The organism is Raineyella fluvialis (assembly GCF_009646095.1).
In the GTDB taxonomy this organism is placed as follows: domain Bacteria; phylum Actinomycetota; class Actinomycetes; order Propionibacteriales; family Propionibacteriaceae; genus Raineyella; species Raineyella fluvialis.
Genome location: NZ_CP045725.1, coordinates 2152833 through 2176206, shown reverse-complemented (window position 1 = coordinate 2176206; position 23374 = coordinate 2152833). Strand labels below are relative to the sequence as shown.

The following is a 23374-nucleotide window of genomic DNA, read 5'->3' as shown; positions in this document are numbered from 1 at the left end:
AGGCTAGTCCGTGTCGACGACGCTCAGTCGGTGAGGGTGAAGCTGCGCCGGAACGGGGTGTCCTCGCTGGAGGTGCCGATGTACAGGGTGTACTCACCGGCCGGGGTGACGAAGGCGTGCGCCGCGTCGCTCCACACCGACAGCGGGTGATGGGTGGCCGCGGGGTCGACGACCATCTCGACCTGCTCGCTGGCGCCGGGCTCCACCCGGACCTTGGCGAAACCGACCAGCCGACGGGGCGGCCGGCCCAGCTCCGCGGGCAGGCCGACGTAGACCTGGACCACCTCGGCCCCGGCCACCCCACCGGTGTTGGCGACGGTGGCGCGGACGGTGATCGGGTCGGTGCCTGGCCGGGCGCCGGTCTCGACGCTCACCTCGGAGAGCTCGAAGGTGGTGTAGGACAGGCCGAAGCCGAAGGGGAACAGCGGTTCGATGCCTCGGGCCTGGTACCAGCGGTAGCCGACCTCGTGACGCTCGGTGTAGCGGATCGTCGGCCAACCCTCGCCCTCGTCGGTGCCGGGATAGCGCACGGGGTCACCCGCAGCCAGCACGTCCTCCTCACGGCGCGGGTACGTGGTGGGCACCTTGCCGGACGGGTTGACGACGCCCAGCAGCAGGTCGGCGACGGCATGGCCGTCCTCGGCGCCCTGGTTCCAGGCCTCCAGGACCGCGGGGACGCTGTCGATCCAGGGCATCAGCACCGGGCTGGAATCCTTCAGCACGACGACGGTGCGCGGGTTGGCGGCGACCGCGGCCTCGACGATCCGGTCCTGGCCCAGCGGCAGGGAGACGTCGGGCCGGTCGGCGCCCTCGGTGGCGATGATGCCGACCATGGCCACGACCACATCGGCCTCGGCGGCGGCCTCGCTGACCGCCTCCAGGTTGGACAGGTCCTCCTCGACCACGAGGCCCTCGACGGTGGCCGACCCGCCGAGCGCCTCGATCACGTCACGGAAGCCGTCGACCGGGTCGACGGTGTAGAGCGGGTCGACCCTGGAGCTGCCGCCGCCGCCCAGGCAGGCGCGGCCGGCGAAGTCGCGCTGACCGACGACCAGGATCCGGCCGGTGTCCTTCGACAGCGGCAGGGTGGCGTCCTCGTTCTTGAGCAGGATGGCGATCTCGGTGCCGATCCGCCGGCTGATCGCGCCGTGGCCCTGCGCGTCGATCTCCTGCGGGTCATAGGGCCGCTCGAACTGGCCGAACCGGAACATCTGCGTGTAGCGCCGGACCAGGGCGCGATCGATCGTCCCGATCTCCAGGCTGTGGTCGGCCAGCGCGGCCTTGACGTTGTCCTCGTTGAGCCACTTGGCGTCGGGCATCTCGTGGTCCAGGCCGGCCCCGAGCGAGGCGGCGGCCGAGCGGGTGGACCAGAAGTCGGACTGCACATAGCCCTGGAAGCCCCACTCCTGGCGCAGGATCGTCGTGAGGGTGTAGCGGTTCTCGGTCGCGTACGTGCCGCGGACGCGGTTGTAGGCGCTCATGATGGCGGCGATGTCGCCGTCCTTGACCAGCATCTCGAACGGCAGCAGGTAGAGCTCACGCAGCACGTCCTCGTCGACCTCGACGTCGGTGCGGAAGCGCTCGTTCTCCTGGTCGTTGACCACGTAGTGCTTGCCCATGGCGATGACGTCGTGGTCCTGGATGGCTCGGGTGACCTCGACGCCCATCACGCCGGACAGGTAGGGATCCTCGCTGAAGTACTCGAAGTTGCGGCCCGCCGTCGGCAGGCGGTGCAGACAGACTCCGGGGCCCTCGAGCACGTGCTGGCCGAGGCTGGCGGTCTCCGAGCCGATGATGTCGCCGTAGTCGTGGGCCAGTCGCGGGTCGAAGCCGGCGGCCAGGCCGATCGACATCGGCAGCGAGGTGGCCTTGGGCGAGGGGTAGCCGTCCCCCATGCCGACGCCGACCGGGCCGTTGGTGATCCGGAAGCGCGGGATGCCGAGTTCCTCGATGCCTGCGACGTGGCGTTCGATCTTGATCTGGGCGGCGAGGCGATCCATCTCCTCGGCGGTCTCGGCCTGCCCCATCTCCTCGCTGATGCCGTAGATGTCGATGGTTTCCATCGAGCCGTGCAGCTGGGCGATCTTCTGCTCCAGCGTCATCGCGGCGACCAGCGCCCGGGCCCGTTCCTGGGGAGGCCTGCTGGTGTCCGTCCAGGGCTTGTCGGTGTCGATCACGGTCATGGGCGGTGGTTCTCCTCAGTGAGATGGGCGTACGTGGAGGTGCGCGGGCCGGCGTTCGCGCGCGATGAAGGGGACGTCAGGAGGAGGGTTTGTCGTGCCCATGGACCGCGGTCCAGCGCCGGCGCAGCAGGTGCGCGACGGCCTTGGGACGCCGGTCCCGGGTGAAGGCACCCTTCTTGTTGCCGTCGAGTCGCATGATCCCCGCCGAGGTCTGGAAGTCCGCGAAGTTCCACATGTGTTCGCCCCTGACCTGGGGGAACTCGTCGAAGACCGCGAGGGTGGCCGCCATCAGGTCAGCCTGGTACTCCTCGGTCCACATGGTGCCCATCAGGCCGTGCTGGCCGGCCATGGTGTCGGCACCGAACTCGGTGAAGAGGATCGGTTTGTCCTCCAGTTCGACCCAGCGCGCGATCTCGGTGCGCAGGTTGCGCATGGCGTTCGGGATGTCCCCGGAGTCGACGTACCACCCGTAGTAGCGGTTGATCATCACGACGTCAGCCATCTCGGTGACCTTGCACGTCCCTGCGGGGGCGAGCATCACGTTGACGAAGCCGACCGGGCGGGTGGGGTCCGCCTCGCGCGCGACGTCGAAGAGGGGACGGAAGTACTCGGCGGCCTCCCGGGTCTCCGACTCGGGCTCGTTGGCGATCGACCAGAGGACGACCGAGGGCCGGTTCTTGTCCCTGGCGATGAGTTCGCGGATCTCGCTGGCGTGCTGGGCCTGGGCGGCCTCGCCGATCCGGTCGGGGCGGAAGGTCACCGAGGAGCCCTGGGTGGCGCCCCCGAAGATGCCGCCCATGATGCCGAGGTTGAGCCCGACGGCCGGTGTCTCGTCGATGACGACGATGCCGTGGGCATCGGCGTACTCCATGTTCTCTTCGCTGTAGGGTAGTGCGAGGTGCGGAACGAGTTGGCGCCGGTCCAGGCGAGCAGGTTGAAGTCATGGACCATCGACGCGTCGTGCTGGCCCTTGCCGAAGACGTGGTGGTCCTCATGCATGCCGAACCCGCGGAAGTAGAACGGCTCGTCGTTGATCAGGAACTGCGTCCCGCTGATACGTACGGTCCGTACACCGAATTTCTGCACGTACGTGTCGACGACCCGGCCATCCCGCCGCACAGTGACCCGGAAGTCGTAGCGGTAGCCGACGCCGGGGCGCCACAGCCGGACCTCGGGGATCTCCACCCGACCGGAGGCGCCCGCGGCGGCGGCGACCTCCACACCGTCGGCGTCGGCGACCGCCACCGACACGTCGCCTTCGCCCGACACGACGACGTCGTAGTCGACCAGGCCGGTGCGGCCCTCGTAGTCGGTACGAAGGGTGATGTCGTCGACATGGGAGGGGTCGGTGGCATAGAGGTACACGGGGCGGTGCAGGCCGGCGAAGTTGAAGAAGTCCTGGAAGTACTTCTGCCGCACGCCCTCGGGCGTCTCCTCGATCCACCCCGGCGGGATGGTCGTCCAGTCGAGCCGGTTGTCCACCACGGCGGTGATCCGCACCTGCTCCCCCGGGGTGACCAGGTCGGTCACGTCGGCCTCGAACGGCAGGTAGCCGCCCTGGTGGCTCATCACCTCGGTGTCGTTGACCCAGACCGTGGCCCGGTGGGTGGCCGAGTCGAAGCGCAGGACGACCCTGCGGTCCGTCCAGCCTCGGGGACGTAGGTGGTGGTCTGGTACCAGACGTCGCCGACGTGGTTGTAGAGCGCCGGGTCGGCGGTGATCTCGTTGTAGCTCGCCGGGACCGGCATATCGATGGGCCGGCGCAGCGGCCCGGCATACCACCGCTCGGCGCGCCCGACGCCGTCGGCATCGGCGCGGAACCTCCATAGACCCGCCAGGGACTTCAGTTCGCGGGTGGCGTTCTCCTGCGGTCGCAGCATGGCGGCTCCTCGATGAGCGGGTGGCGAGCGGTCGGTTCCTCGTCACTCTGCCCGTTGCGTGCGGTGCGGGCACGCACTTGCCGCAAGTTGCCCCTCCCCCGGCGCTGGGGTCAGCCGGCGGCCACGGCGGACGACACCCGGTCGAGCCAGGCCCTGGCCGTGTCGTCGTTGGAGGCATCGTTCACCACGAACGAGTACACGACGACCCCCCGGAGGTGGTGACGGCATAGCCGGCCAGCGCACTCGTACCGCTCAGGGTGCCGGTCTTGGCCCGGACCAGGCCACGGCCGGCCTCGCTGCCACTGCGGCCGAAGCGTGCCGTGAGGGTGCCGGTGGCCCCCGCCACCGGGAGTCCCTCGAGGAGGGGCCGGAACCGCGTGTCCGCGTCCCCCGTCGCCAGGGCGACGGCGCCGGCGAGCATCCGCGGCGTCACCCGGTTGTTCCGCGACAGCCCCGAGCCGTCCCTCAGGACGGCCCCCGAATCCCACAGGCCGCGCCGGCGCAGGACCTGTTCCACCGCCGTCGTGGCCCCCTGGAAGGTCGCGCCGGTGCCGGCGGCGATGCCGACCTGGCGGGCGACCATCTCCGCGGCGTCGTTGTCGGACGTGTTCAGCAGGGACTCCACGATCGAGGACAGCGGCATCGACTCGACCCGGCCGAGCTCACCCGCCCCGGACGGGACGGAACCGGTCAGGGCGGACTGGTCCTTGACCGTGATCCCCCTGGCCGTCAGCGCCTGGGCGAAGGCCTTCGCCGCCTCCGCGGACGGATTCTGGGTCCGTGGTCCGGGGCTGACACCCGAGAGCCGTCCCTCGTTCACCACCAGGGCGGTGACCGGGGTGACCTGGTCGGCGTAGAGGGTCGGCCAGTCCGGATGCCACTGTGGGGGGCCGAAGAGGGACGCGTCCCAGCGCAGCGAGACGCTGGTGGAACCGCCGGACTTCAAGGCGGCGGCGGTCCGGTCGGCGAGGACCTCGAGGCTGGCGCGTTCCGGATGAGCGGTCGCGACCGACCCCGACGAGAGGTACGGGTCACCACCTCCGACGAGTACGACGGTGCCGGGATCGGTCACCACCGCCCGGGTCGTGAACACGTGGTCCGGGCCGAGCAGGTCGAGCGCGGCCGTGACCGTCAGGAGCTTCAGGCTGGAGGCCGGTAACACGGTCTGTCCCGCGCCCTGGTCATAGAGCACCCGCCCGCTGGCCGGGTCGACCACGATGCCGAAACGTCCCCCTTGCAGCCCGTCCAGGGGGACGGCGCCGATCGTCGCCGCCAGCTTGGCGGCGTCGGGCACTGCTCCGCCCGTCACCGCGCCGGGGACGACGGTGTGACCCACCGGGAGGGTGACGTCGGTGGCCGTCCGCATGTCGGCCTGGCGTGCCCCGCTCAGGGTCGGAGCGGCCCCCGTACGCTCCTCGATCCAGGCGCCGGCACCCGCCTCGGTCGCCACCGCGGCGAGGGCGAGGGCGCAGACAAGGGACCCCACGGCGAGAACGACGCGGTGGCCTGTCGGTCGACGCATTGCAGCACACTCCTCACACCCCGCCAGTCGGTTCGGTAGTCTCGCCCGTGACCGGTCCGGACAAATGATAGAGAGAGCCAAAGGTGACTGACGATTACCGAGTGTCGGGTGGTTCGGCGACGCAGCCCAGTGGGCTGGAGTTCTACGTGACCATCGAGATCCCCAAGGGCACCAAGAACAAGTACGAGATGGACCACCACACGGGCCGGATCGTCCTCGACCGCACGCTCTTCACTGCGACGCAGTACCCCTCCGACTACGGCTTCATCGAGACCACGCTGGGCCAGGACGGCGACCCGCTGGACGCGATGGTGCTGGTCCCCGAGCCGACCTTCCCGGGCTGCCTGATCAAGTGCCGCGCGATCGGCATGTTCCGCATGCGTGACGAGGCCGGCGGCGACGACAAGGTGCTGTGCGTGCCGGTCGCCGACCACCGTCGTGACCACCTGCAGGACCTCGAGGACATCCCGGAGTTCCAGCTCCTGGAGATCGAGCACTTCTTCACGGTCTACAAGGACCTCGAGCCCGGCAAGTCGGTCGAAGGTGCGACCTGGGCCTCGCGCGACGACGCCGAGGCCGAGATCCGCGCCTCGATGGATCGCGCCAAGGGCACCGACTACGAGCAGCTGCAGGTCAACCACTACTGACCGGGCCGAGGCCTCACGACCTGAGGCCTGATCGCACGAGCCCATCCCGGTAAGACTTCATCCGCCGCATTGTCGTCCGCTCCCGCCTCATTGGCGCCGAACGGACGGGAGTGCGGCGGATCTGCGTCCCGGGCGAGGAACGACGTCCTGCGCCTCCGCGGGACCCCGTTGACACATCCGGCCCCGAGGTGCAGACTCATGGAAACGAATCCATGGAATCGTTTACATCCACGCAAAGGAGCTTGGAGTGCCACGCACCGTCACCATCCGGGACGTCGCCGCGAAGGCGGGAGTCTCTCCTGCCACCGCTTCCCGCGTGCTGACGGGCTCGGACCAGACGTCGGAGCGGGCACGATCGGCCGTACGCAAGGCGGCCGCCGACATGGGCTACTCCCCCAATGGCGTGGCGCGGTCGTTGCGGATGTCGAGGACCGGCGTGGTCGGCCTCCTCGTCAGTGACATCCGGAACCCACACTTCGCCTACCTGGCACACACGATCCAGACGCGGTTGGCCTCGAGCGGCTACGCGATGATCCTGGGCAACGCCTCGGAGGACGAATCGACGCAGGACCTCTTCCTGCAACACGTGACCCAGCAGCGCGTCGACGGCCTCATCCTGGCACCGCAGAACCCTCAGTCCGCCGCCCTCCGAACGCTCGTGGCGGCCCAACTGCCTCTCGTCTTCGTCGACCGCATCGCCGACGGCTTCGACATTCCCTACGCGGTCAGCGACAGTGCGATGGGGCTGGGGGCCGCGTTCGCCCACCTGGCCGGACTCGGACACACCCGGTGCGGACTGGTGGCCGGCCCCCTGGGAACCTCGACCGGCCGCGAGCGACATGACTATTTCGCCTCGGCCGCGCCGCAGTACTTCTCCGAGGGCGTGCGCATCGAACGCGGAGCCGACGCCGCAGGGCCCCGTGAAGCCTTTCGGCGGCTCGTCGAGGACGGCTGCACGGCAGTGGTGTTCGCGTACGGTCCGCACACGATGGAGTGCCTCGACCTCTGGTCCGGCCCCGACTTCCGAGCACCCGGCGACATCAGCGTGGCGTCGTTCGACGACTTTCCCGTCTTCCGGGTCGTTTCCCCCGCCCTCACGGCCATCCGTCAGGACGTGGACGGGATGGGAGAGGCAGTGGTCGACCTCCTCGTGGCGCTGCTGTCGGGTCAGGAGCTCTCGCACCCGCACGTCACACTCCCCACCTCACTCATCGTTCGCGACTCCACCGGACGACCGAACAGAAGGACTCGGCCATGACGACCGTCCAACTCGACCACGTGTCCAAGTCGTTCGGCCCCGTACGCGTCATCGAGGACGTGTCGCTGACCATCGAGCCGGGCAAGGTACATGTCCTCCTGGGCGAGAACGGCGCGGGGAAGTCGACGCTGATCAAGATGGTCGCCGGCATCCACCGACCGGACTCCGGCCGGATCCTCGTCGACGGCGAACCGGTGCACATCTCCGACCCGCGGGCGGCGGAAGCGCTGGGCATCGCCACGATCCACCAGGAACTGAACCTCGTACCCAGCCTGTCCATCGCCGAGAATGTCGTCCTCGGACGCTTCCCGACCCACCTCGGCGTCCTGTCGCGGCCCAGGGCCCGTTCCATCGCTCGCGAGGCTCTCGACGCCGTCGGCCTGCCCCTCGACGTCGACACGCCCGTCGGCAGACTGGGCATCGCCCAGCAGCAACTCGTCGAGATCGCCAAGGCGCTGTCCGTGAACAGCCGCGTGCTCATCCTGGACGAGCCGACCGCCGCCCTGACGGGCAGGGAGATCGAGCAGCTCTTCACGATCATGCACCGGCTCAAGGAACGTGGCGTGGCGATGGCCTTCATCAGCCACCACCTGGATGAGATCCCGCTGGTCGGCGACGTCGTTTCGGTCCTGCGGGACGGGCACCTGGTCGCCCAGGTCCCTCCGGACACCCCGGAGCCGGAGCTGGTGAAGCTCATGGTCGGGCGCCCGATCGACCAGCAGTTCCCACCTCGGCAGGCCCAGCTCGGGGAGGAGCTCCTCCAGGTGGAGGGGCTGTCGAGCGCTGGCAAGTTCTCCGACATCAGCTTCACGGTGCATGCCGGTGAGGTGGTGGGCCTCGCCGGCCTGATGGGCGCCGGCCGGACCGAGGTCATCCGCGCATTGGCGGGCGTCGACAGGTACGACGCCGGCAGTGTCCGGGTGGCCGGACGCCGGCTGAAGCGGGGCCGGGTGGCCAACAGCATCGCCGCAGGGTTGGGCCACGTTCCGGAGGACCGTAAGCAGCAGGGGCTCGTCCTCGGCGGCTCGATCTGGGAGAACCTGGGCCTGGCCACCCTCTTCAGTTCGGCGCATCTGGGCATCCCGGATCGCCGCGGTCAGCGGGCACGGGCCCGATCCGTCTCCGAGCGGCTCCGGATCCGGATGCACAGTATCGACCAACGGGTCCGCGACCTGTCCGGCGGCAACCAGCAGAAGGTCGTCTTCGGGCGGTGGGTGCTCGCCGGATCGAAGGTCCTGTTGCTCGACGAACCCACGCGCGGCGTCGATGTCGGCGCGAAGGTCGAGATCTACGAACTGATCAATGCGGTGGTGGAGGGCGGCGGAGCGGTGCTGATGGCCTCGTCGGAGTTGCCCGAAGTGCTCGGCATGTCCGACCGCATCCTCGTGATGTCGGAAGGGCAGATCACCGGCGAGATGCCCGCAGCCGAAGCCACCCAGGACGCGGTGATGACACTCGCCGTGAAGAACGTCAACAACGCCGAAATCGGCGCGTGAGCGAGGAGTGAACGCATGAGCGTCAACGAGAATGCGGCAGTACGCCGGGCCAGGCCCTCCGCGGGCCATCTGGTGCGGTCCTTCCTGGCGAACAACGGCGCCCTGGTCGGTCTCGTCATCCTGTGCGGCGCCCTCGCGCTCGCGACACCCGCTTTCCTGAGTGCGGCGAACATCCTGAACATCGGCATCCAGGCAGCCACTGTCGCGATCATGGCGTTCGGCATGACCTTCGTCATCGTGGCGGCGGGTATCGACCTGTCCGTGGGCAGTGTCGCCGCCATCGCCGGAATGGTTTCCGCGTACGCGTTCACGCAGATGGGCCTTCCGGGCGCCGTGGCGTTGATCCTCGGGCTCCTCGTCGGAACGCTGTTCGGGACGGTCAACGGTCTGGCGAACGCCTTCCTCCACCTGCCCAGCTTCATCGCGACCCTGGCGATGCTCTCGGTCGCCCGCGGCCTGACGCTGGTGATCTCGGGCGGACAGCCGATCGCCACCCCTGATGCGGTGAACTTCCTCGGCGGGTCGGTGGGGCCGGTCCCGATGCCGATCGTCGTGATGGTGGTGATGGGGCTGATCGCCTCGTTCATCCTCAACAACACGGCCGTCGGCCGCTCCATGTACGCCGTCGGCGGCAACTTCGAGGCCGCCCGCCTGTCAGGCATCCCGGTCAGGGGCGTCCAGGTGCTGGTCTTCGCACTGTCCGGGCTGTTCACCTCCATGGCCGGCCTGGTCCTGGCCGGACGCCTCTTCACCGCGGCGCCCCAGGCAGCTACCGGCTACGAGCTCGACGCCATCGCGTCCGTCGTCATCGGCGGCGCGTCGCTGGCAGGTGGCGTCGGCCGGATCTCCGGGACCGTGGTGGGGCCCTCCTCCTGGCGGTCATCCGCAACGGTCTGAACATCCTCAACGTCTCGTCCTTCTGGCAACAGGTCGTCATCGGGCTCGTCATCGCCATCGCGGTGGCACTCGATGTCCTGCGCCGCCACGAGCCTTCGCACTGACCCCGCTCACGTCCCCAGCTCCCCCAGCAACGCAGTACCCCACCGATTCTCAAGGAAGAGAAAGGGAAGACATGTCCATCAACCTCACCCGCCGCGGGCTCGCCCTGCTGGCGGCCACCGGCCTCAGCGTCGTCCTCGTCGCCGGCTGCTCCGGTAACGGCAGTCCGAGCGCCAGCGGCTCGGCCAGCTCCTCCGGCACGAAGATCGCGATGGCGATCTCGACCATGAACAACCCCTTCTTCGTGTCGCTGCGCGACGGCGCCCAGGCCGAGGCGAAGGCCAAGGGGGTCGACCTGCTCGTCTCGGACGCCCAGAACGACGCCTCGACCCAGCTCAACCAGCTCAGCAACGCCCAGACCTCGGGCGCCAAGGCAGTCATCGTCAACCCGGTCGACTCGAAGGCCGTGGCGGGCGGCGTCAAGGCGCTCATCGGGGCGAAAGTCCCGGTCGTCGCGGTCGACCGCGGCGTCGAGGGCGTCGACGTGGCCTCGTTCATCGCCTCCGACAACGTCGCCGGTGGCGGTCAGGCCGCCGACGCTCTGGCCCAGGCCACGCACAGCACGGGCAAGGTGATCTGGCTCCAGGGCACCCCCGGCACGTCGGCATCCATCGACCGCGGCAAGGGGTTCAGCGAGACGCTGAAGAAGTACCCCAACCTCTCGATCGTCGCCACCCAGACGGCGAACTTCGACCGTACCCAAGGGCTCAACGTCGCGACCAACCTGCTGCAGGCCCACCCCGAGGCCACGGCGATCTTCGCCGAGAACGACGAGATGGCACTGGGCGCCATCAAGGCCCTCGGTGACAAGGCGGGCAAGTCCGTGATGGTGGTCGGCTTCGACGGCACCCCGGACGGGATCAAGGCCGTGTCGGACGGCACGATGGCCGCCGACATCGCTCAGCAGCCCGCCGAGCTCGGGAAGCTGGCCGTGGACCAGGCCATCAACGCGGTTGGCGGCACGGCCCAGAAGAGCATTCCGGTGCCGGTGAAGACGGTGACCAAGGACAACGTGAGCGGATACCAGAAGTGACCGTTGCCGTCGTCGGATCCCTCAACGCCGATCTCCTGCTCCGGGTGGCAGACCTGCCGCGGCCCGGTGAGACGGTGCTGGGGATCTCCAGTGACACCCAGCCGGGCGGCAAGGGGGCCAATCAGGCCCTGGCCGCCCGGCTGGCGGGCGCGGATGTCGTCATGGTCGGTGCGATCGGTGACGACGCACAGGGCCAGGTGGCGCTGCGCCTGTTGCGTGACGCCGGCGTGGACCTGAGCGCGGTGCGCGTCGATGAACTACCGACCGGGCTCGCGGTGGTGACGACCGATGCCGATGGCGAGAACTCCATCGTCGTGGTGGCGGGCGCGAACGGATCCATGGATGCCGACGCCGTCGCCGAGGCGGCTCCCGCGTACGCGACGGCCGACCTGGTCGTGGTCCAGGGCGAGTTGCCCGTGGAAGCCGTGGCGGCCGTGGCCCGGGCAGCGGCCGGTCGGCTGGTCGTGAATCTGGCGCCGGCCGTCCCGGTCGCAGCCGATGTGCTGCGGCGGGCGGACCCACTGGTCGTCAACGAGATCGAAGCCGCGGCCGCCCTCGAGATCCTGACCGGTGCATCCGCCGGTGAGGAAGCACCCCAGGTCCTGGCGGAACGCCTGCACCGCGCGGGGGTTCCCAGTGTCGTGGTGACGGTGGGAGCGGACGGCTGCATCGTCGTGACCAGCGGCGGCACGACCCAGGTCCCTTCACCGCACGTCCACGTCGTGGACACCGTGGGAGCCGGAGACGCCTACGTCGGAGCGTTGGCGGCTCGGCTCGACCGGGGCGACGACCTTGTCGAGGCGGCCCGATTCGCGGTCAGATTCGCCGCCGCCTCCGTCCGCCACCACGGCGCCCAGCCCTCCTACCCGCGCAGCCTCGACGAACTCCCGGAGTGACCCATGAAGAAGCAGGGCATCCTCAACCCGGCCCTGGCCGCCGGCCTCGCCCGGCTGGGCCACACCCAGCAGGTGGTCATCGCGGACTGTGGCCTCCCCTTGCCCGCCGGGGCAGTGGTCGTCGACCTGACACTCGTACGCGGAGTGCCGAAGTTCACCGAGGTGCTGCGGGCGGTCCTGGACGAGATCGTCATCGAAGGGGCGTTGATCGCCGGCGAGGCGCGGGACTCCGTCGTCGAGACCTGGGTGCGTGAACTGGCCACCGGTGTCGCGGACCTCGAGTACCTCCCCCATGAGGACCTCAAGCGACGGCTACCCGAGGCGTCGCTGATCATCAGGACGGGGGAAGACACCCCCTACGCCAACGTCGTCCTGACCTGCTCGGTGCCCTTCTGAGTCGTCCGCCTCCCTCAGGTCAGGCCAGTGCCCCCAGCCACAGTCCCAGGAGCGCAGCCAGCACGCCGGCCGCCAGCATGCCGAAGCCGGTCCGCAGCGCCAGCCCGAGGTCGCGGGCCAGCAGGAGCCGGACGGCCTCCACACTGGCGGTGCTGAACGTGGTGTAGCCGCCGAGCAGGCCGGCCCCGAGCACCGCGGACCAGACCGCGGGCACCGCGTGGGCCCCGGCCGCCCCGGTGACCAGGCCGAGCACGAACGAGCCGGTGACGTTGATGACGGTGGTCGCGAACGGGAAGCGCATCGACACCAGGGACCGGATCCACCCGTCGGCGACGAACCGCAGGGCCGCGCCCACTCCCCCGGCGAGACAGACAGCGAGGAAGACCAGCGGGCTCATCGCGTCCCTCCCCGCACGGATCGGGAGGTGGATCGACGGGCGCTCATGATCCGTTCGGCGAGCACGATGCCGAGCCCAGCGGTGAACGCGCCGACCAGCACGCTGCCCAGCCCGTAGCCGAGGCCCACCACCCATTGCCCGTGACCGAGCAGACCGCCGGTAGCGACCGCCAGACTGCTGTACGTGGTGTAGCCGCCGAGAACACCGGTGCCGACGCCGAGCCTCAGGTCGCGGCGCCAGCCCTCATCCGGCCCGGACAGGGCCAAGGCCTGGAGCAGCAGCCCCAGCAGGAAGGCGCCGGTCAGGTTGATCAGGAAGATCGCCACCGGGAAGCCTCCGACCGATGGCACCACCAGGGAGAGCGCCTGCCGGACGGCGGTTCCGAGCACGCCGCCGGCGGCGACCAGTCCGACCAGGCGCGGCCGCAGGTGAGCGGGCAGGGTGTGACCACCACTCATCCGCGCACCACCGGCTGGTACCAGTCCACCACCTGCAGCGGCACGATCAGGACGGGTCGGTGCTGGTGGTGGGTGAGGTGGAACGACACCGAGCCCTCCAGCAGCTCCCGCACCCGGCCCTGCAGACCAGCGGTCTGCGCCCCCACCACGAAGGTGGCCGCATCGATGGCACGGGCCAGGTGGGTCAGCGCCCGGTCGGGACGGCCGGCCAGGTAGCGGAACTCCCAGGCCACGTCGTCAGCCTGAGCCATCAACCCGCCTGCGGCCTCCTTCAGCTCCTCCTCGGTCCGGCGCCAGGTGTCACCCGCCGCGTCCGGGTCCAGCGGAGTGTGCCGGACGGTCCCGTCGGCGAACTCCTCAACCGTCGAGCGCTCCGGGTCGACGTACGCGAAGTACAGGGTGGCACCACTGGCCCGGGCGAGGGAGATCGCGGTGAGCGCGACCAGGTCGGGCTGGCCGGGCACGATCCCGACAACGATCGGATGGTCCGTGAAGGGCGTGATCCGGGTGGGGTGGGGTTGGGGGACGTCGTGTGGCATCGGACCCCTTTCAGCGGGCAGCACGGGCCCGCCCGCATTCATGGATGCTGGACAGGAACCATCAGCCGACTCGGCGGTTCGGGCCCGATCAGAGCCCGGGCGGGATCCATCGCCCACGGTGCAGCGTACTCCCGCTCGACGGACCGCCGGGAGGTGCGGGCGGCGTGGGATGATCCCTCCATGCGTCTCCTCATGCTCGCCCATCCCGGTGCCAACCGTGTCTATGCCGCGCAGGCGGCGACGATGGCCTCATCGGAGCTGGCGATCTGCGCCCCGGGCGCAGGTGAGGTGGCGGCACGGACGCTCGCGGGGATCGACTACCTGGGGTTCGAGACGGACTCGCTGGAGGGCAGCGACGAGGAACGTACGCAGGCCCTGCGGCTGATCGCCCGGCAGTCGACCTTCCTGGCACTCTTCGAGGAGCGCCCCGACGGGCTGCTGCGCCCGATCGAGGTGGCCGACCCGGACGTCTTCGAGGACGATCTGGTGACCATCCCGAAGTACCCCGGCAAGACGAACGAGCAGTTCACCCGGCTGCTCCTCAATGTCACCCTGGCGGCCGTCGAGTGCCCCCTGAACGAGCGAGCCACGGTGCTGGATCCGCTGAGCGGACGGGGCACGACGCTGACGACTGCCTGGACGGCCGGCCTCAACGCCGCCGGGGTGGAGGTCGACGAGAAGGCCGTCGAGCAGATGGCCGCGTTCCTCAAGACCTATTTGCGTCGCAAGCGGCTCAAGCACAAGGCCGACACGGTCCCGGTCCGCCGCGAGGGCAAGAGCCTGGGGCGCAAGTTCGAGGCGACGGTCCACCTCGACGACCGCGATCTCACCATGGGCGTCTTCACCGGCGACACCCGTTCCTCCGCCAAGCTGTGGGGGAAGCGGCGGTTCGAAGCCATCGTGACCGACGCCCCGTACGGCGTCGTCCACGGCTCGCGCTCCGACGTCGTCGGCACCACCGGCAAGCGGGACCGCTCACCGGCCGGCCTGCTCAAGGGCTCCCTCGGCGTCTGGGCCCACCAGCTCAGGGACGGCGGGGCCCTCGGCCTGTCCTGGAACACCCACGGACTCAGCCGCGGCGACCTCGTCGCGATGGTCGAGGAGACCGGCTTGGTGGTCAAGAACGACGGGCCCTGGCTCGGCTTCGAGCACCGGGTGGACGCCTCGATCCAGCGCGATGTCCTGGTCGCCGTGAAGCCTCTCGGCAGCGACACCGCCCAGTAGGCTGACCGCATGGAGAAGCGCCACGCCGCGGTCCCCGCGCACGTCCTCTATCTGTTGCGCCACGCGAAGGCCGAAGTGCTGCGCGCCGGGGAGACCGACGACAAGCGCCGCCTGACCGACACCGGCAGGAGACAGGCGCACGCCGTCGGCCGCTGGCTGGGCAAGCATGGCGACGGGATCGACCTCGCCCTCTGCTCGGAAGCCGTACGCACCCGCGAGACCCTCGAGGGCCTGGGCGTCGACGCACCGGCGACGTACCTGTGGGACCTCTACAACGCGGGGGCCGACCGGATCCTCTCCGAGCTCCGCACCGTCGACGAGGGCGTACGGACGTTGCTCGTCGTCGGGCATGCGCCCGGGATCCCCGCTCTCGCCTCGGACCTGATCGACCCGGCGGACTCGGACCGCGGGGCGAAGTCGGCCATCGCCCACCATTTCCCGACCGCCACGATCGTCCGCCTGGAGTTCGACGGCAGTTGGCACGACCTCGAGAAGGCCCGGCTCACCCAGGCTCGGGTGGACTGACTCGGGGTCGTGACGGGTGAGCGGACCGACGGCACAGGATCTTGTTGAATGTTGAACCAATCGCTACCCTCGAGACATGACCGATCGCATGCCCGCCCTCTTCCTCAGCCACGGCGCCCCGCCCCTCGCCGATGACCCCGTCTGGCCCCGACAACTGAAGGCGTGGGCCCGCAAACTGCCGCGCCCGCAGGCGATCCTGATGATCTCGGCCCACTGGGAGGAGGCGCCGGTCACGGTGTCCTCGACGGTCGGCGCACCGTTGATCTACGACTTCTGGGGCTTCCCGGAGAAGTACTACCAGGTGACGTACGACGCCCCCACAGCCCCGGCCCTCGCCGAGACCGTCGGCGGCCTCCTCGCCTCGTCGACGACAGTCCAGGTCGACCAGTCCCGCGGCCTCGACCACGGAGCGTACGTTCCGCTGGTCGAGATGTACCCGGAAGCCGACGTCCCGGTCCTGCAGCTGTCGCTGCCAACCCTGGACCCCCGGTCCCTGTTCGCCCTCGGCCAGCAGCTCGCACCGCTGCGCGACGACGGGGTGCTCATCGTCGGCTCGGGCTTCACCACGCACAACCTGCGGGCGATGACGCAGTACGTCGACTCCCCGCCGCTCCCCCAGCTCGCCGAGTTCGACGCCTGGGCCGCCGACGTCGTCACGAAGGGTGACATCGACGCGATCCTGGACTTCGCCACGAAGGCCCCCGAGGCCCGGATCGCGCACCCGCGCACCGAGCACTGGGCCCCCATCCACGCGATCCTCGGCGCCGTCAGCGCGTCGGGCGACGAGAAGGGCGCCACCGAGATCGAGGGCTCCTGGATCGGCCTGTCGAAGCGGTCCTGGACCTTCGGCTGACGCCTCAGGTGGCGGTCCTGGACCTTCGGCTGACGCCTCGGTGGAGGTCCTGGACCTTCGGCTGACGCCTCAGGTGGTGTACTGGCGGTTCCGCCAGGCCCGCCAGTGGACCTCCTGGGCGTGCTGGTAGTAGTCCAGCAGCCGCTCGGTCGCGGCACGCCAGCCCCACTTCTCGGTCTCCGCACGCCCGGCGGCTGAGAAGCGGCGGCGCAGGTCGACGTCGCTCAGCAGCAGCATCACCTGGTCGGCGAGCTCCACGTGGTCGCCCGGCGTGAACAGGAAGCCGTTCTCCCCGTCGGCGATCACGTCCGGGATGCCACCGGCGCGTGCCCCGACGACCGGGACGCCACTGGCCATCGATTCCAGGGCCACCAGGCCGAGCGTCTCGGTGGTCGACGGGAAGGCGAAGACATCGGCCGAGGCGTACGCCGCCGCCAGCTCGTCGCCGCTCATGTATCCGGTGAAGACGGTGGGAGTGCCGGCGAAGTCCTTCTCGAGCTGGTCCCTGGCGGGACCCGAGCCGACGACGGCGAGGCGGACGCCCGGCATCCGCTCGAGGGCGCTCCGCAGCACGTCGAGCTTCTTCTCCACCGCGATGCGCCCCACGTAGACCACGAGGGGCTGCTCGGGGTGTCCGTCGGTGAGCCGGGCCCGCATCTGCGCGTTGCGCTTGTCCGGGTGGTACATCACCGTGTCGACGGCCTTCGGCCACAGCCTGACCCGCCGAATGCCGATCGCCCGGGCCGCCTCCACCATCTGCGGGGACGTACAGAGGTTCATGTCGGCCAGGTTGTGCAGACCACTGATGTAGCTCTTGGCGAAGTTCTGCAGGAAGCCGAGATCCATCGCCTCGGTGTACTTCGGCAGGTCGGTGTGGAAGGACGCCAGCAACGGGATGTTGCGCCGCTTGCCGGACAACACCCCGTACGCCGCCAAGGCCACCGGATTGACCGCATGGACGACGTCCGGGGTGAACTCCTCCAGGGTCCGGGCGATCCGAGGGGTCGGCAGGCCGATGTGGATCTCGGGGTACCACGGGCGCAGCCGCGTCGAGCGGACGCGCACGACCGGGTAGCCGCAGAACTCATCCAGGTCGGTGCCCGGCGAGAAGATGACGACCTCCTGGTCGAGCGCCTTCAGCTGTTCGACCGTCCGGACGAGTCGGGTGACCACACCGTCGATCTTCGGCAGGAAGACCTCGGAGAAGATGGCGATGCGCACGGTGCCTCGGACCGCCGGGTCAGGCCCGGACCGGCTCCTCGTAGCCCTCCGGCACGCCGGCCTTCTGCTCCTTCGTCCACAGCGAGCGGGCCGGAATCTTGGTGATGTCGCACCGTTCCCCGTACTTGCGGGCGATCTCGGTGACCTCCATCATCAGGCCGTCGTCGAGGGTGATCGGCTGCCAGCCGTACGACAGGAAGGTGTCGTGCGCGACGAGCAGGTCGTTCTCCTGGTCCTCCTTGCGTGGATCCGGGACGAGGGCCAGCTCGGCACCGGTCATCTCGGCGATCTTCTTCGCCAGGTCGCGGACCCGCAGGGTCTCGGCCTGCTGGTTGAGGATCTTCACCCGCTCGCCCCGCTGCGGCGGGTTGTCGAGGGCCATCGCGACGCACTTGGTGGTGTCGACGATGTGGATGAAGGCACGGGTCTGCCCGCCGGTGCCGTGCACGGTCAGCGGGTAGCCGACGGCGGCCTGCATGAGGAAGCGGTTGAGCACGGTGCCGTAGTCACCGTCGTAGTCGAAGCGGTTGACCAGCCGCTCGTCGAGCGTGGTCTCGGGGGTGTTGGTGCCCCAGACGATGCCCTGGTGCAGGTCGGTGACGCGCAGCCGGTCGTTCTTCACGTAGTAGGCGAAGAGCAGCTGGTCCAGCGTCTTGGTCATGTGGTAGACCGAGCCCGGATTGGTCGGGTAGAGGATCTGCTGCTGGACCGGCTCGCCGCCATCCTTGCGGGGGATCTCGATGTCGAGGTAGCCCTCGGGGATCTCCATCCCGGCAGTGCCATAGCCGTACACGCCCATCGTGCCGAGGTGCACCACGTGGATGTCCAGACCGGACTCGACGACCGCGGCGAGCAGGTTGTGGGTCGCGTTGACGTTGTTGTCGACCGTGTAGCGCTTGTGGCCGGAGTCCTTCATGGAGTACGGGGCCGACCGCTGCTCGGCGAAGTGGACCACCGCGTCGGGCCGCTCGGACGCGAGCAGGGCCAGCACGCCGTCATAGTCCTGGGCGAGGTCGACATTGCGGAACCGGATCTGCTTGCCGGACACCTCGAGCCACGCGGACAGCCGCTCATCCACCGAGGCGATCGGGGTCAACGACTCGGCACCCAGCTCCTGGTCGATCGCCCGCCGCGACAGGTTGTCGACGATGACGACCTCGTCACCCCTGTCGGACAGGTGCAGGGCGGTCGGCCAACCGCAGAATCCGTCGCCGCCGAGGACCAGAACTTTCACAACGCCTCCAGGTGTCCGTCGGTCACTGTTGCACCGACTGCTCGCCCCACGATAACGCACCACCCCGACGCTCCCGTTCGCGCGCAGTCGTGCGTGACAGGATGAGGGGTACACCGGAGCCGACGAAGGAAGAAGCACCTGATGGCAGAACTCAAGGACCGGCTGCGCGCCGATATGAAGGTCGCGATGAAGGCCCATGACCAGCAGCGGCTGGGCACGATCCGGATGGCACTGGCCGCCATCGCCAACGCCGAGGTGGAGGGCACGGCCCACGAACTGACCGCCGAGGAGGAGCAGCGCCTGCTGACCAAGGAGGTCCGCCAGCGCCGCGATTCCGCGGAGACGTACACCCAGGGCGGGCGTCAGGACCTCGTGGAGAAGGAACTGGCCGAGGCCGAGATCCTGCAGGCCTACCTCCCCCAGCCAATGACCTCCGCCGAGGTGGAGGCGCTGATCGACGCGGAGTTCGCGGCGATCGAGGCCGAGACCGGCGAGGCCCCGACGATGAAGCAGATGGGGACCATCATGAAGGCCGTCAACGCCCGGATCGCCGGCCGCTTCGACGGTGGGGCGGTCGCGGGGCTGGTCAAGGGCCGCCTGGCGAACAAGTGACGCATCTCACAGGAACCCCGGCGGATCGGCGTTCCGCCGGGGTTCCTCGGGTTCCATCGACACCATGAACGTTATGAATTCGAGATCTTGCCTTTATCTTTCCGTGATCTTCGCCTAGTGTCGGGGCGTCCGTAAGACCCCTATCCGGATCTCCGGGAGGATCATGACCAGCAAGACCATGACTCGCACCCTCGGCGCCCTCGTCGGGATGTCGGCCCTCGCTATCGGCGTGCCGGCCGCGAACGCGCACGCCGCCCAGGCCGCTCCCCGGTCACACTCCGAGGTGCGCAGCACGGCCGCGACCTCGGCGACGCCGAAGAGCGAGGCATCGGAGGTGTCGACCGTACGGACGGCCGTCACCACGGTGAACCTGAACGTCCGCACCGGTGCCTCGATCGAGTCCGAGCGCCTGACCACCCTGCCGAAGGGCACGACCGTCACCCTCACCGGTGTGACGACCCAGCACTGGACGCAGATCGAGTACCACGGCAAGCACCGTTGGGTGGCGAGCCGCTACCTGAACGACCTCACGACGTCGACCGTCAAGAAGGCCGCCAGCACCACCAAGCCGGCCGCGGCCCAGTCCCATCAGACCGCGAAGAGGTCGACCGTCAAGGCGACGACCAAGTCGACCTCCAGCCCCGCCGCGACGGTGTCCTCCGGGTCCACCGTGTGGGACCGGATCGCCCAGTGCGAGTCGGGCGGCAACTGGTCGATCAACACCGGTAACGGCTTCTCCGGTGGCCTCCAGTTCACGCCGTCCACCTGGTCGGCGTACGGCGGTACCGGTTCCGCGAGCAGCGCGAGCCGCGAGCAGCAGATCGCTGTGGCCCAGCGGGTCCAGGCCTCCCAGGGCTGGGGCGCATGGCCGGTGTGCTCGGTCAAGGCCGGCGTCTGAGCGACGCCCCCTCAGAACGGCCGGAGGCCCGGTCCTCGCTACCCCCGAGCGAGGACCGGGCCTCCGGTGTTCTTCGGTGGTCAGGGACGCCGGCTGTACACGCGTCCCGGCTGCGGATCGCCGATCACGTCCTGGACCGTCACCAGGACGTATCCCCTCGACTTCAGGTTGCTGATGATCGACGGCACCGCGTCCACCGTCGTCGGGTAGAGGTCATGCATCAGGATGATGCTCCCGGAGGAGGCAGGCCCGGTCGCCGCAGTGATCACGGCCGACGTGTTGCGGGATTCCCAGTCGCGCGTGTCGATGTTCCACAGGATCACGGCCATCCCCTGCTGACCGGCGACGCTCGTGACGGTGGAGTTGTAGGCCCCGTACGGCGGTCGCATCAGCGTCGGGCGGCGGCCGACCGTCGAGCCGATGACGTCGGACGTCCGCGAGAGCTCGGAGGACACGCCTGTCGAACTGAGCGTGGTGAGATCGGGGTGGTCCCAGGTGTGATTCATGATCTCGTTGCCGTTCCCGTACGAGCGGCGCACGGTTGAGGGGTAGACCCCCACGTTCTGCCCCACGTTGAAGAACGTGGCATTCACGTTGTTCCCGTCGAGGATGTCGACAAGACGGCTGGTGTTCGAGCTGGGGCCGTCGTCGAAGCTCAGGGCGATGCACTTCATCCGGCCGCAGTCGATGACACCCGTATCACTGCGGAAGTTGATCACCAGGCGCGGGAAGGTCTGCTCGCAGTGCCGGACCCCACCGGCCATGATCCGGCAGATCTCGTCGGAGGTCGGGTAGCCGTAGCGCCCGTTCTCCCAGCCCGCGTCGCGCCAGTATTCGACGATCGAGCCGCGCAACCAGTGCGCCCCCGTCCCGGGTGACCAGTAGATCTCGCCGTGCTGGAAGTGCTGACCGCACCCACTGTTGACGAGGCCGCAGAACTCATCGGTCAACGGGTAGCCGAGGGACCCGTTCTCCCAGTTCTGCCCGCGCCAGGACTCGACGATCGCGCCCCGCAACCAGTGCGCCCCCGTCCCGGGTGACCAGTAGATCTCGCCGTGCTGGAAGTGCTGGCCACACCCGCTCTCCCGCAGCCCACAGAACTCATCGCTCAACGGGTAGCCGAGGAACGCGTTCTCCCAGCCCTGGCGACGCCACGACTCCACGATCGAGCCCCGCAACCAGTGCGCCCCCGTCCCGGGTGACCAATAGATCTCACCGTGCTGGAAGTGCTGACCGCACCCGCTCTCCCGCAGCCCACAGAACTCATCGCTCAACGGGTAGCCGAGGAAGCCGTTCTCCCAACCCTGGCGACGCCAGGACTCGACGATCGAGCCCCGCAACCAGTGCGCGCCGATCGACGGCGTCCAGTAGATCTCACCGTGCTGGAAGTGCTGGCCGCAGCCGCTCTGGACCAGGCCGCAGAACTCATCACTGACCGGATAGCCGAGGAACCCGTCCTGGGCTCCGGTACTGCGCCACTTGTCCCGGATCGCGCCACGCGTCCAGTGCGCTCCGCTGGCCGGGGACCAGTAGATCGTGGCGTGCTCGAACGTCTGCATACAGCCGCCGTCGACCAGCCCACAGGTGACCGAGGAGGTCGGCGCTCCCAGGACGGAGACCGAGGAGGCCGCTTTGGCGGCGATCGCCTCTTCGCCGGGCGTGAGCGCCGCGGTCACGACGTCAGGGGCGATCATCGGCTGGGGAGCGGCGTCCGAGTTCGCAGTGACGCCTGACGAAGAGTTGGCGGTGGGCTTCGCGGTGGGGGTGGGCTTGGGGGTGGCGGTGGCAGGCGACGACGTGGCCGGAGTCTGTGTCGGTGCTGCCAGGGCGCCCGGGGAGCCCGAGAGCGCAAAGGAAAAGCCGAGGATGGCTGCCACCAGCAGCGCACCCGCTCGGACACGTCGAGATTTCATGACGTCCCCTCGGGACCGCGGGCTCGTCCAAGCCGAAGAACATCAGCGACCGCGGATGAGATCAGGGTACGACAAAGATTCCGATTAGCAGGGTGTTCTGTCGGACACACAGGCAGGCCGCGCGAGGGCCGGGCGGAGCCACCTACCGGGATCGAACCGGTGACCTACGCTTTACGAGAGCGTCGCTCTACCTACTGAGCTAAGGTGGCCGACCGCCCGGGACGAGCCCGCGCGGACAAGCGATAACTATAGCGGCACCACTGGTGGAGCTCCAATCGACGGGGAACGCCGCCCGGCGGGCTCGGATCAGTCCCGTCCGCGACTGTCGAACGCCCGGCGGGCGGGGCAGACGTCCGCCTGGGGACACCGAGTGACCTCACCGGTGCCGTCGACCCGCACCACTACGGAGTCCGACGGGACGGAGTGGCCGATGACCTTACCTTCGCCGTCCGGGGTCTTCACCCGCGAGCCGATCTTGGGCGCCTTCTTGAGGAAGTCCTGGTAGAGCGGGTGCTCGTACTTCAGACAGCACATCAGCCGTCCGCAGGCGCCCTGTACGCGCAGCGGGTTCGAGGGCAGGTCCTGGTCCTTGGCGAGGCGCATGCTGACGGGCTCGAACCGGCTGAGATGGGTGGAGCAGCACAGGTCCCGGCCGCAGTTGCCGATACCCCCGGTGACCCGGGTCGCGTCCCTAGCTCCGATCTGGCGCAGGTCGATCCGTGCCTGGAGAGCCTTGGCCAGGTCGCGGACGAGCTGACGGAAATCGACCCGATGGGGCGCGGTGAAGTAGACGATCACCTCGCGATCGAACTCCTTGGACCGATCGAGGTAGTCGAGGCCGATGACCTTCATCGGCAGGTCATGCTCCCGGACCAGGCGGTTCACGACGATGCGGGCCTGGGACCGGAACTTGCGGTTCTCCCGGTCACGGGCGAGATCGGCCTCCGTGGCGAGGCCGAGACAGGCGGGCAGTCCGCCGAAGTCTCCTTGGACGACGCCCTCGGGGGCCCAGATGCACTGGGCGACCTCCGGCCCCTCATCGGTGGGGACCATGACGAAGTCGCCCACGCTCACCCGATGCCCGGCCGGGTCCACGTAGTGGAGCTGACCGTGCTTCTCGAACGTGACCGCCATCACTTGCTGCACGCAGACAGCCTAGTCGCTCCCAGCCATCACGGCTCGGCACGGCC

The 23374-nt window shown here is 69.1% G+C and carries 21 protein-coding genes, 1 tRNA gene, 2 pseudogenes and 1 riboswitch; of the genes and pseudogenes, 12 read left to right on the top strand and 12 right to left on the bottom strand.

Annotated features, from left to right (window positions below; all coding sequences use genetic code 11):
* Positions 1-23: 23 nt before the first annotated feature.
* The 4 genes and pseudogenes from Rai3103_RS09825 to dacB all read right to left on the bottom strand — a co-directional run bounded on the left by Rai3103_RS09825 (position 24) and on the right by dacB (position 5585).
* A complete protein-coding gene (locus Rai3103_RS09825; RefSeq protein WP_153572457.1) occupies positions 24-2183 on the bottom strand; it encodes a beta-glucosidase in 2160 nt (719 codons plus the stop codon).
* 76 nt (positions 2184-2259) lie between these two features.
* Positions 2260-3809 (bottom strand): annotated as a pseudogene (uidA, locus tag Rai3103_RS09820) (beta-glucuronidase).
* Complete coding sequence (locus Rai3103_RS17775) at positions 3752-4063, bottom strand: hypothetical protein (protein ID WP_228489374.1); 312 nt, start codon at positions 4061-4063, stop codon at positions 3752-3754. The pseudogene uidA and the gene Rai3103_RS17775 overlap by 58 nt, the downstream one beginning before the upstream one ends.
* A gap of 181 nt (positions 4064-4244) precedes the next feature.
* The gene (gene dacB / locus Rai3103_RS09815) at positions 4245-5585 is read right to left on the bottom strand and encodes a D-alanyl-D-alanine carboxypeptidase/D-alanyl-D-alanine endopeptidase (RefSeq protein ID WP_153572456.1); all 1341 of its coding nucleotides are present in this window, start codon (positions 5583-5585) and stop codon (positions 4245-4247) included.
* An 83-nt stretch (positions 5586-5668) separates the two neighbouring features.
* On the opposite strand from dacB, the gene Rai3103_RS09810 reads away from it, so the two are divergent.
* The 7 genes and pseudogenes from Rai3103_RS09810 (at position 5669) to rbsD (ending at position 12310) form a co-directional block, all read left to right on the top strand.
* A complete protein-coding gene (locus Rai3103_RS09810; protein WP_153572455.1) occupies positions 5669-6232 on the top strand; it encodes an inorganic diphosphatase in 564 nt (187 codons plus the stop codon).
* Positions 6233-6479: 247 nt separating this feature from the next.
* The gene (locus Rai3103_RS09805; protein ID WP_153572454.1) at positions 6480-7490 is read left to right on the top strand and encodes a LacI family DNA-binding transcriptional regulator; all 1011 of its coding nucleotides are present in this window, start codon (positions 6480-6482) and stop codon (positions 7488-7490) included.
* The gene (locus tag Rai3103_RS09800; protein WP_153572453.1) at positions 7487-8986 is read left to right on the top strand and encodes a sugar ABC transporter ATP-binding protein; all 1500 of its coding nucleotides are present in this window, start codon (positions 7487-7489) and stop codon (positions 8984-8986) included. The genes Rai3103_RS09805 and Rai3103_RS09800 overlap by 4 nt, the downstream gene beginning before the upstream one ends.
* A 15-nt stretch (positions 8987-9001) precedes the next feature.
* Positions 9002-9987: pseudogene (locus Rai3103_RS09795) on the top strand (ABC transporter permease).
* Positions 9988-10058: 71 nt separating this feature from the next.
* The gene (locus tag Rai3103_RS09790) at positions 10059-11018 is read left to right on the top strand and encodes a D-ribose ABC transporter substrate-binding protein (protein WP_153572452.1); all 960 of its coding nucleotides are present in this window, start codon (positions 10059-10061) and stop codon (positions 11016-11018) included.
* On the top strand, positions 11015-11914 hold the full coding sequence (locus Rai3103_RS09785) for a ribokinase (RefSeq protein ID WP_153572451.1): 900 nt from the start codon (positions 11015-11017) through the stop codon (positions 11912-11914). The genes Rai3103_RS09790 and Rai3103_RS09785 overlap by 4 nt, the downstream gene beginning before the upstream one ends.
* Positions 11915-11917: 3 nt before the next feature.
* Positions 11918-12310: a D-ribose pyranase gene (gene rbsD, locus Rai3103_RS09780; RefSeq protein WP_153572450.1), complete on the top strand. Its 393-nt coding sequence runs from the start codon at positions 11918-11920 to the stop codon at positions 12308-12310.
* A 19-nt stretch (positions 12311-12329) separates the two neighbouring features.
* On the opposite strand, the gene Rai3103_RS09775 is transcribed toward rbsD, so the two are convergent.
* The 3 genes from Rai3103_RS09775 to Rai3103_RS09765 are packed head-to-tail and all read right to left on the bottom strand — an operon-like array spanning position 12330 to position 13704.
* Entirely contained in the window at positions 12330-12707 is a 378-nt protein-coding gene (locus tag Rai3103_RS09775; protein WP_153572449.1) for a fluoride efflux transporter FluC, read from the bottom strand.
* Positions 12704-13165, bottom strand: a complete 462-nt coding sequence (locus Rai3103_RS09770; RefSeq protein WP_153572448.1) for a fluoride efflux transporter FluC — start codon at positions 13163-13165, stop codon at positions 12704-12706. The genes Rai3103_RS09775 and Rai3103_RS09770 overlap by 4 nt, the downstream gene beginning before the upstream one ends.
* Positions 13162-13704 (bottom strand): universal stress protein, encoded by a 543-nt coding sequence (locus tag Rai3103_RS09765; RefSeq protein ID WP_153572447.1) that lies wholly within the window; start codon positions 13702-13704, stop codon positions 13162-13164. The genes Rai3103_RS09770 and Rai3103_RS09765 overlap by 4 nt, the downstream gene beginning before the upstream one ends.
* A gap of 45 nt (positions 13705-13749) precedes the next feature.
* Positions 13750-13827: riboswitch (Fluoride riboswitch) on the bottom strand.
* A gap of 57 nt (positions 13828-13884) precedes the next feature.
* Between Rai3103_RS09765 and Rai3103_RS09760 the strand changes: the two genes are divergently transcribed.
* From Rai3103_RS09760 to Rai3103_RS09750, 3 genes are all read left to right on the top strand, one after another.
* Entirely contained in the window at positions 13885-14928 is a 1044-nt protein-coding gene (locus Rai3103_RS09760) for a TRM11 family SAM-dependent methyltransferase (RefSeq protein WP_153572446.1), read from the top strand.
* Positions 14929-14937: 9 nt separating this feature from the next.
* Positions 14938-15453, top strand: coding sequence for a SixA phosphatase family protein (locus Rai3103_RS09755; RefSeq protein WP_153572445.1), 516 nt, complete (start codon positions 14938-14940; stop codon positions 15451-15453).
* Positions 15454-15529: 76 nt separating this feature from the next.
* Positions 15530-16306, top strand: coding sequence for a DODA-type extradiol aromatic ring-opening family dioxygenase (locus Rai3103_RS09750; RefSeq protein WP_153572444.1), 777 nt, complete (start codon positions 15530-15532; stop codon positions 16304-16306).
* Positions 16307-16375: 69 nt separating this feature from the next.
* On the opposite strand, the gene Rai3103_RS09745 is transcribed toward Rai3103_RS09750, so the two are convergent.
* Entirely contained in the window at positions 16376-17527 is a 1152-nt protein-coding gene (locus Rai3103_RS09745) for a glycosyltransferase (protein ID WP_153572443.1), read from the bottom strand.
* Between the two features lie 19 nt (positions 17528-17546).
* Positions 17547-18761: an NAD-dependent epimerase/dehydratase family protein gene (locus Rai3103_RS09740; protein WP_153572442.1), complete on the bottom strand. Its 1215-nt coding sequence runs from the start codon at positions 18759-18761 to the stop codon at positions 17547-17549.
* Between the two features lie 141 nt (positions 18762-18902).
* On the opposite strand from Rai3103_RS09740, the gene Rai3103_RS09735 reads away from it, so the two are divergent.
* Both Rai3103_RS09735 and Rai3103_RS18520 read left to right on the top strand, forming a co-directional pair.
* Entirely contained in the window at positions 18903-19373 is a 471-nt protein-coding gene (locus tag Rai3103_RS09735; RefSeq protein WP_153572441.1) for a GatB/YqeY domain-containing protein, read from the top strand.
* A 163-nt stretch (positions 19374-19536) separates the two neighbouring features.
* Entirely contained in the window at positions 19537-20271 is a 735-nt protein-coding gene (locus tag Rai3103_RS18520; protein WP_194793082.1) for a transglycosylase family protein, read from the top strand.
* An 80-nt stretch (positions 20272-20351) separates the two neighbouring features.
* Here the strand turns inward: Rai3103_RS18520 and Rai3103_RS09725 are convergent, their stop codons facing one another.
* The 3 genes from Rai3103_RS09725 to Rai3103_RS09715 form a co-directional block, all read right to left on the bottom strand.
* Positions 20352-22184, bottom strand: coding sequence for a polysaccharide deacetylase family protein (locus tag Rai3103_RS09725; protein WP_153572440.1), 1833 nt, complete (start codon positions 22182-22184; stop codon positions 20352-20354).
* Between the two features lie 136 nt (positions 22185-22320).
* Positions 22321-22393: transfer RNA gene (locus tag Rai3103_RS09720), tRNA-Thr, on the bottom strand.
* 97 nt (positions 22394-22490) lie between these two features.
* The gene (locus Rai3103_RS09715) at positions 22491-23330 is read right to left on the bottom strand and encodes a PSP1 domain-containing protein (protein WP_228488830.1); all 840 of its coding nucleotides are present in this window, start codon (positions 23328-23330) and stop codon (positions 22491-22493) included.
* Positions 23331-23374: the final 44 nt, after the last annotated feature.

Excerpts from the sequence above, each read along its gene's own strand:
- Rai3103_RS09765 (WP_153572447.1), bottom strand. The coding sequence starts at position 13,704 with ATGCCACACGACGTCCCCCAACCCCACCCCACCCGGATCACGCCCTTC.
- Rai3103_RS17775 (WP_228489374.1), bottom strand. The coding sequence starts at position 4,063 with ATGCTGCGACCGCAGGAGAACGCCACCCGCGAACTGAAGTCCCTGGCG.
- Rai3103_RS09735 (WP_153572441.1), top strand. The coding sequence starts at position 18,903 with ATGGCAGAACTCAAGGACCGGCTGCGCGCCGATATGAAGGTCGCGATG.
- Rai3103_RS09760 (WP_153572446.1), top strand. The coding sequence starts at position 13,885 with ATGCGTCTCCTCATGCTCGCCCATCCCGGTGCCAACCGTGTCTATGCC.
- Rai3103_RS09755 (WP_153572445.1), top strand. The coding sequence starts at position 14,938 with ATGGAGAAGCGCCACGCCGCGGTCCCCGCGCACGTCCTCTATCTGTTG.
- Rai3103_RS09775 (WP_153572449.1), bottom strand. The coding sequence starts at position 12,707 with ATGAGCCCGCTGGTCTTCCTCGCTGTCTGTCTCGCCGGGGGAGTGGGC.
- Rai3103_RS09750 (WP_153572444.1), top strand. The coding sequence starts at position 15,530 with ATGACCGATCGCATGCCCGCCCTCTTCCTCAGCCACGGCGCCCCGCCC.
- Rai3103_RS09725 (WP_153572440.1), bottom strand. The coding sequence starts at position 22,184 with ATGAAATCTCGACGTGTCCGAGCGGGTGCGCTGCTGGTGGCAGCCATC.
- dacB (WP_153572456.1), bottom strand. The coding sequence starts at position 5,585 with ATGCGTCGACCGACAGGCCACCGCGTCGTTCTCGCCGTGGGGTCCCTT.
- rbsD (WP_153572450.1), top strand. The coding sequence starts at position 11,918 with ATGAAGAAGCAGGGCATCCTCAACCCGGCCCTGGCCGCCGGCCTCGCC.
- Rai3103_RS09790 (WP_153572452.1), top strand. The coding sequence starts at position 10,059 with ATGTCCATCAACCTCACCCGCCGCGGGCTCGCCCTGCTGGCGGCCACC.
- Rai3103_RS09770 (WP_153572448.1), bottom strand. The coding sequence starts at position 13,165 with ATGAGTGGTGGTCACACCCTGCCCGCTCACCTGCGGCCGCGCCTGGTC.
- Rai3103_RS18520 (WP_194793082.1), top strand. The coding sequence starts at position 19,537 with ATGACCAGCAAGACCATGACTCGCACCCTCGGCGCCCTCGTCGGGATG.
- Rai3103_RS09800 (WP_153572453.1), top strand. The coding sequence starts at position 7,487 with ATGACGACCGTCCAACTCGACCACGTGTCCAAGTCGTTCGGCCCCGTA.
- Rai3103_RS09825 (WP_153572457.1), bottom strand. The coding sequence starts at position 2,183 with ATGACCGTGATCGACACCGACAAGCCCTGGACGGACACCAGCAGGCCT.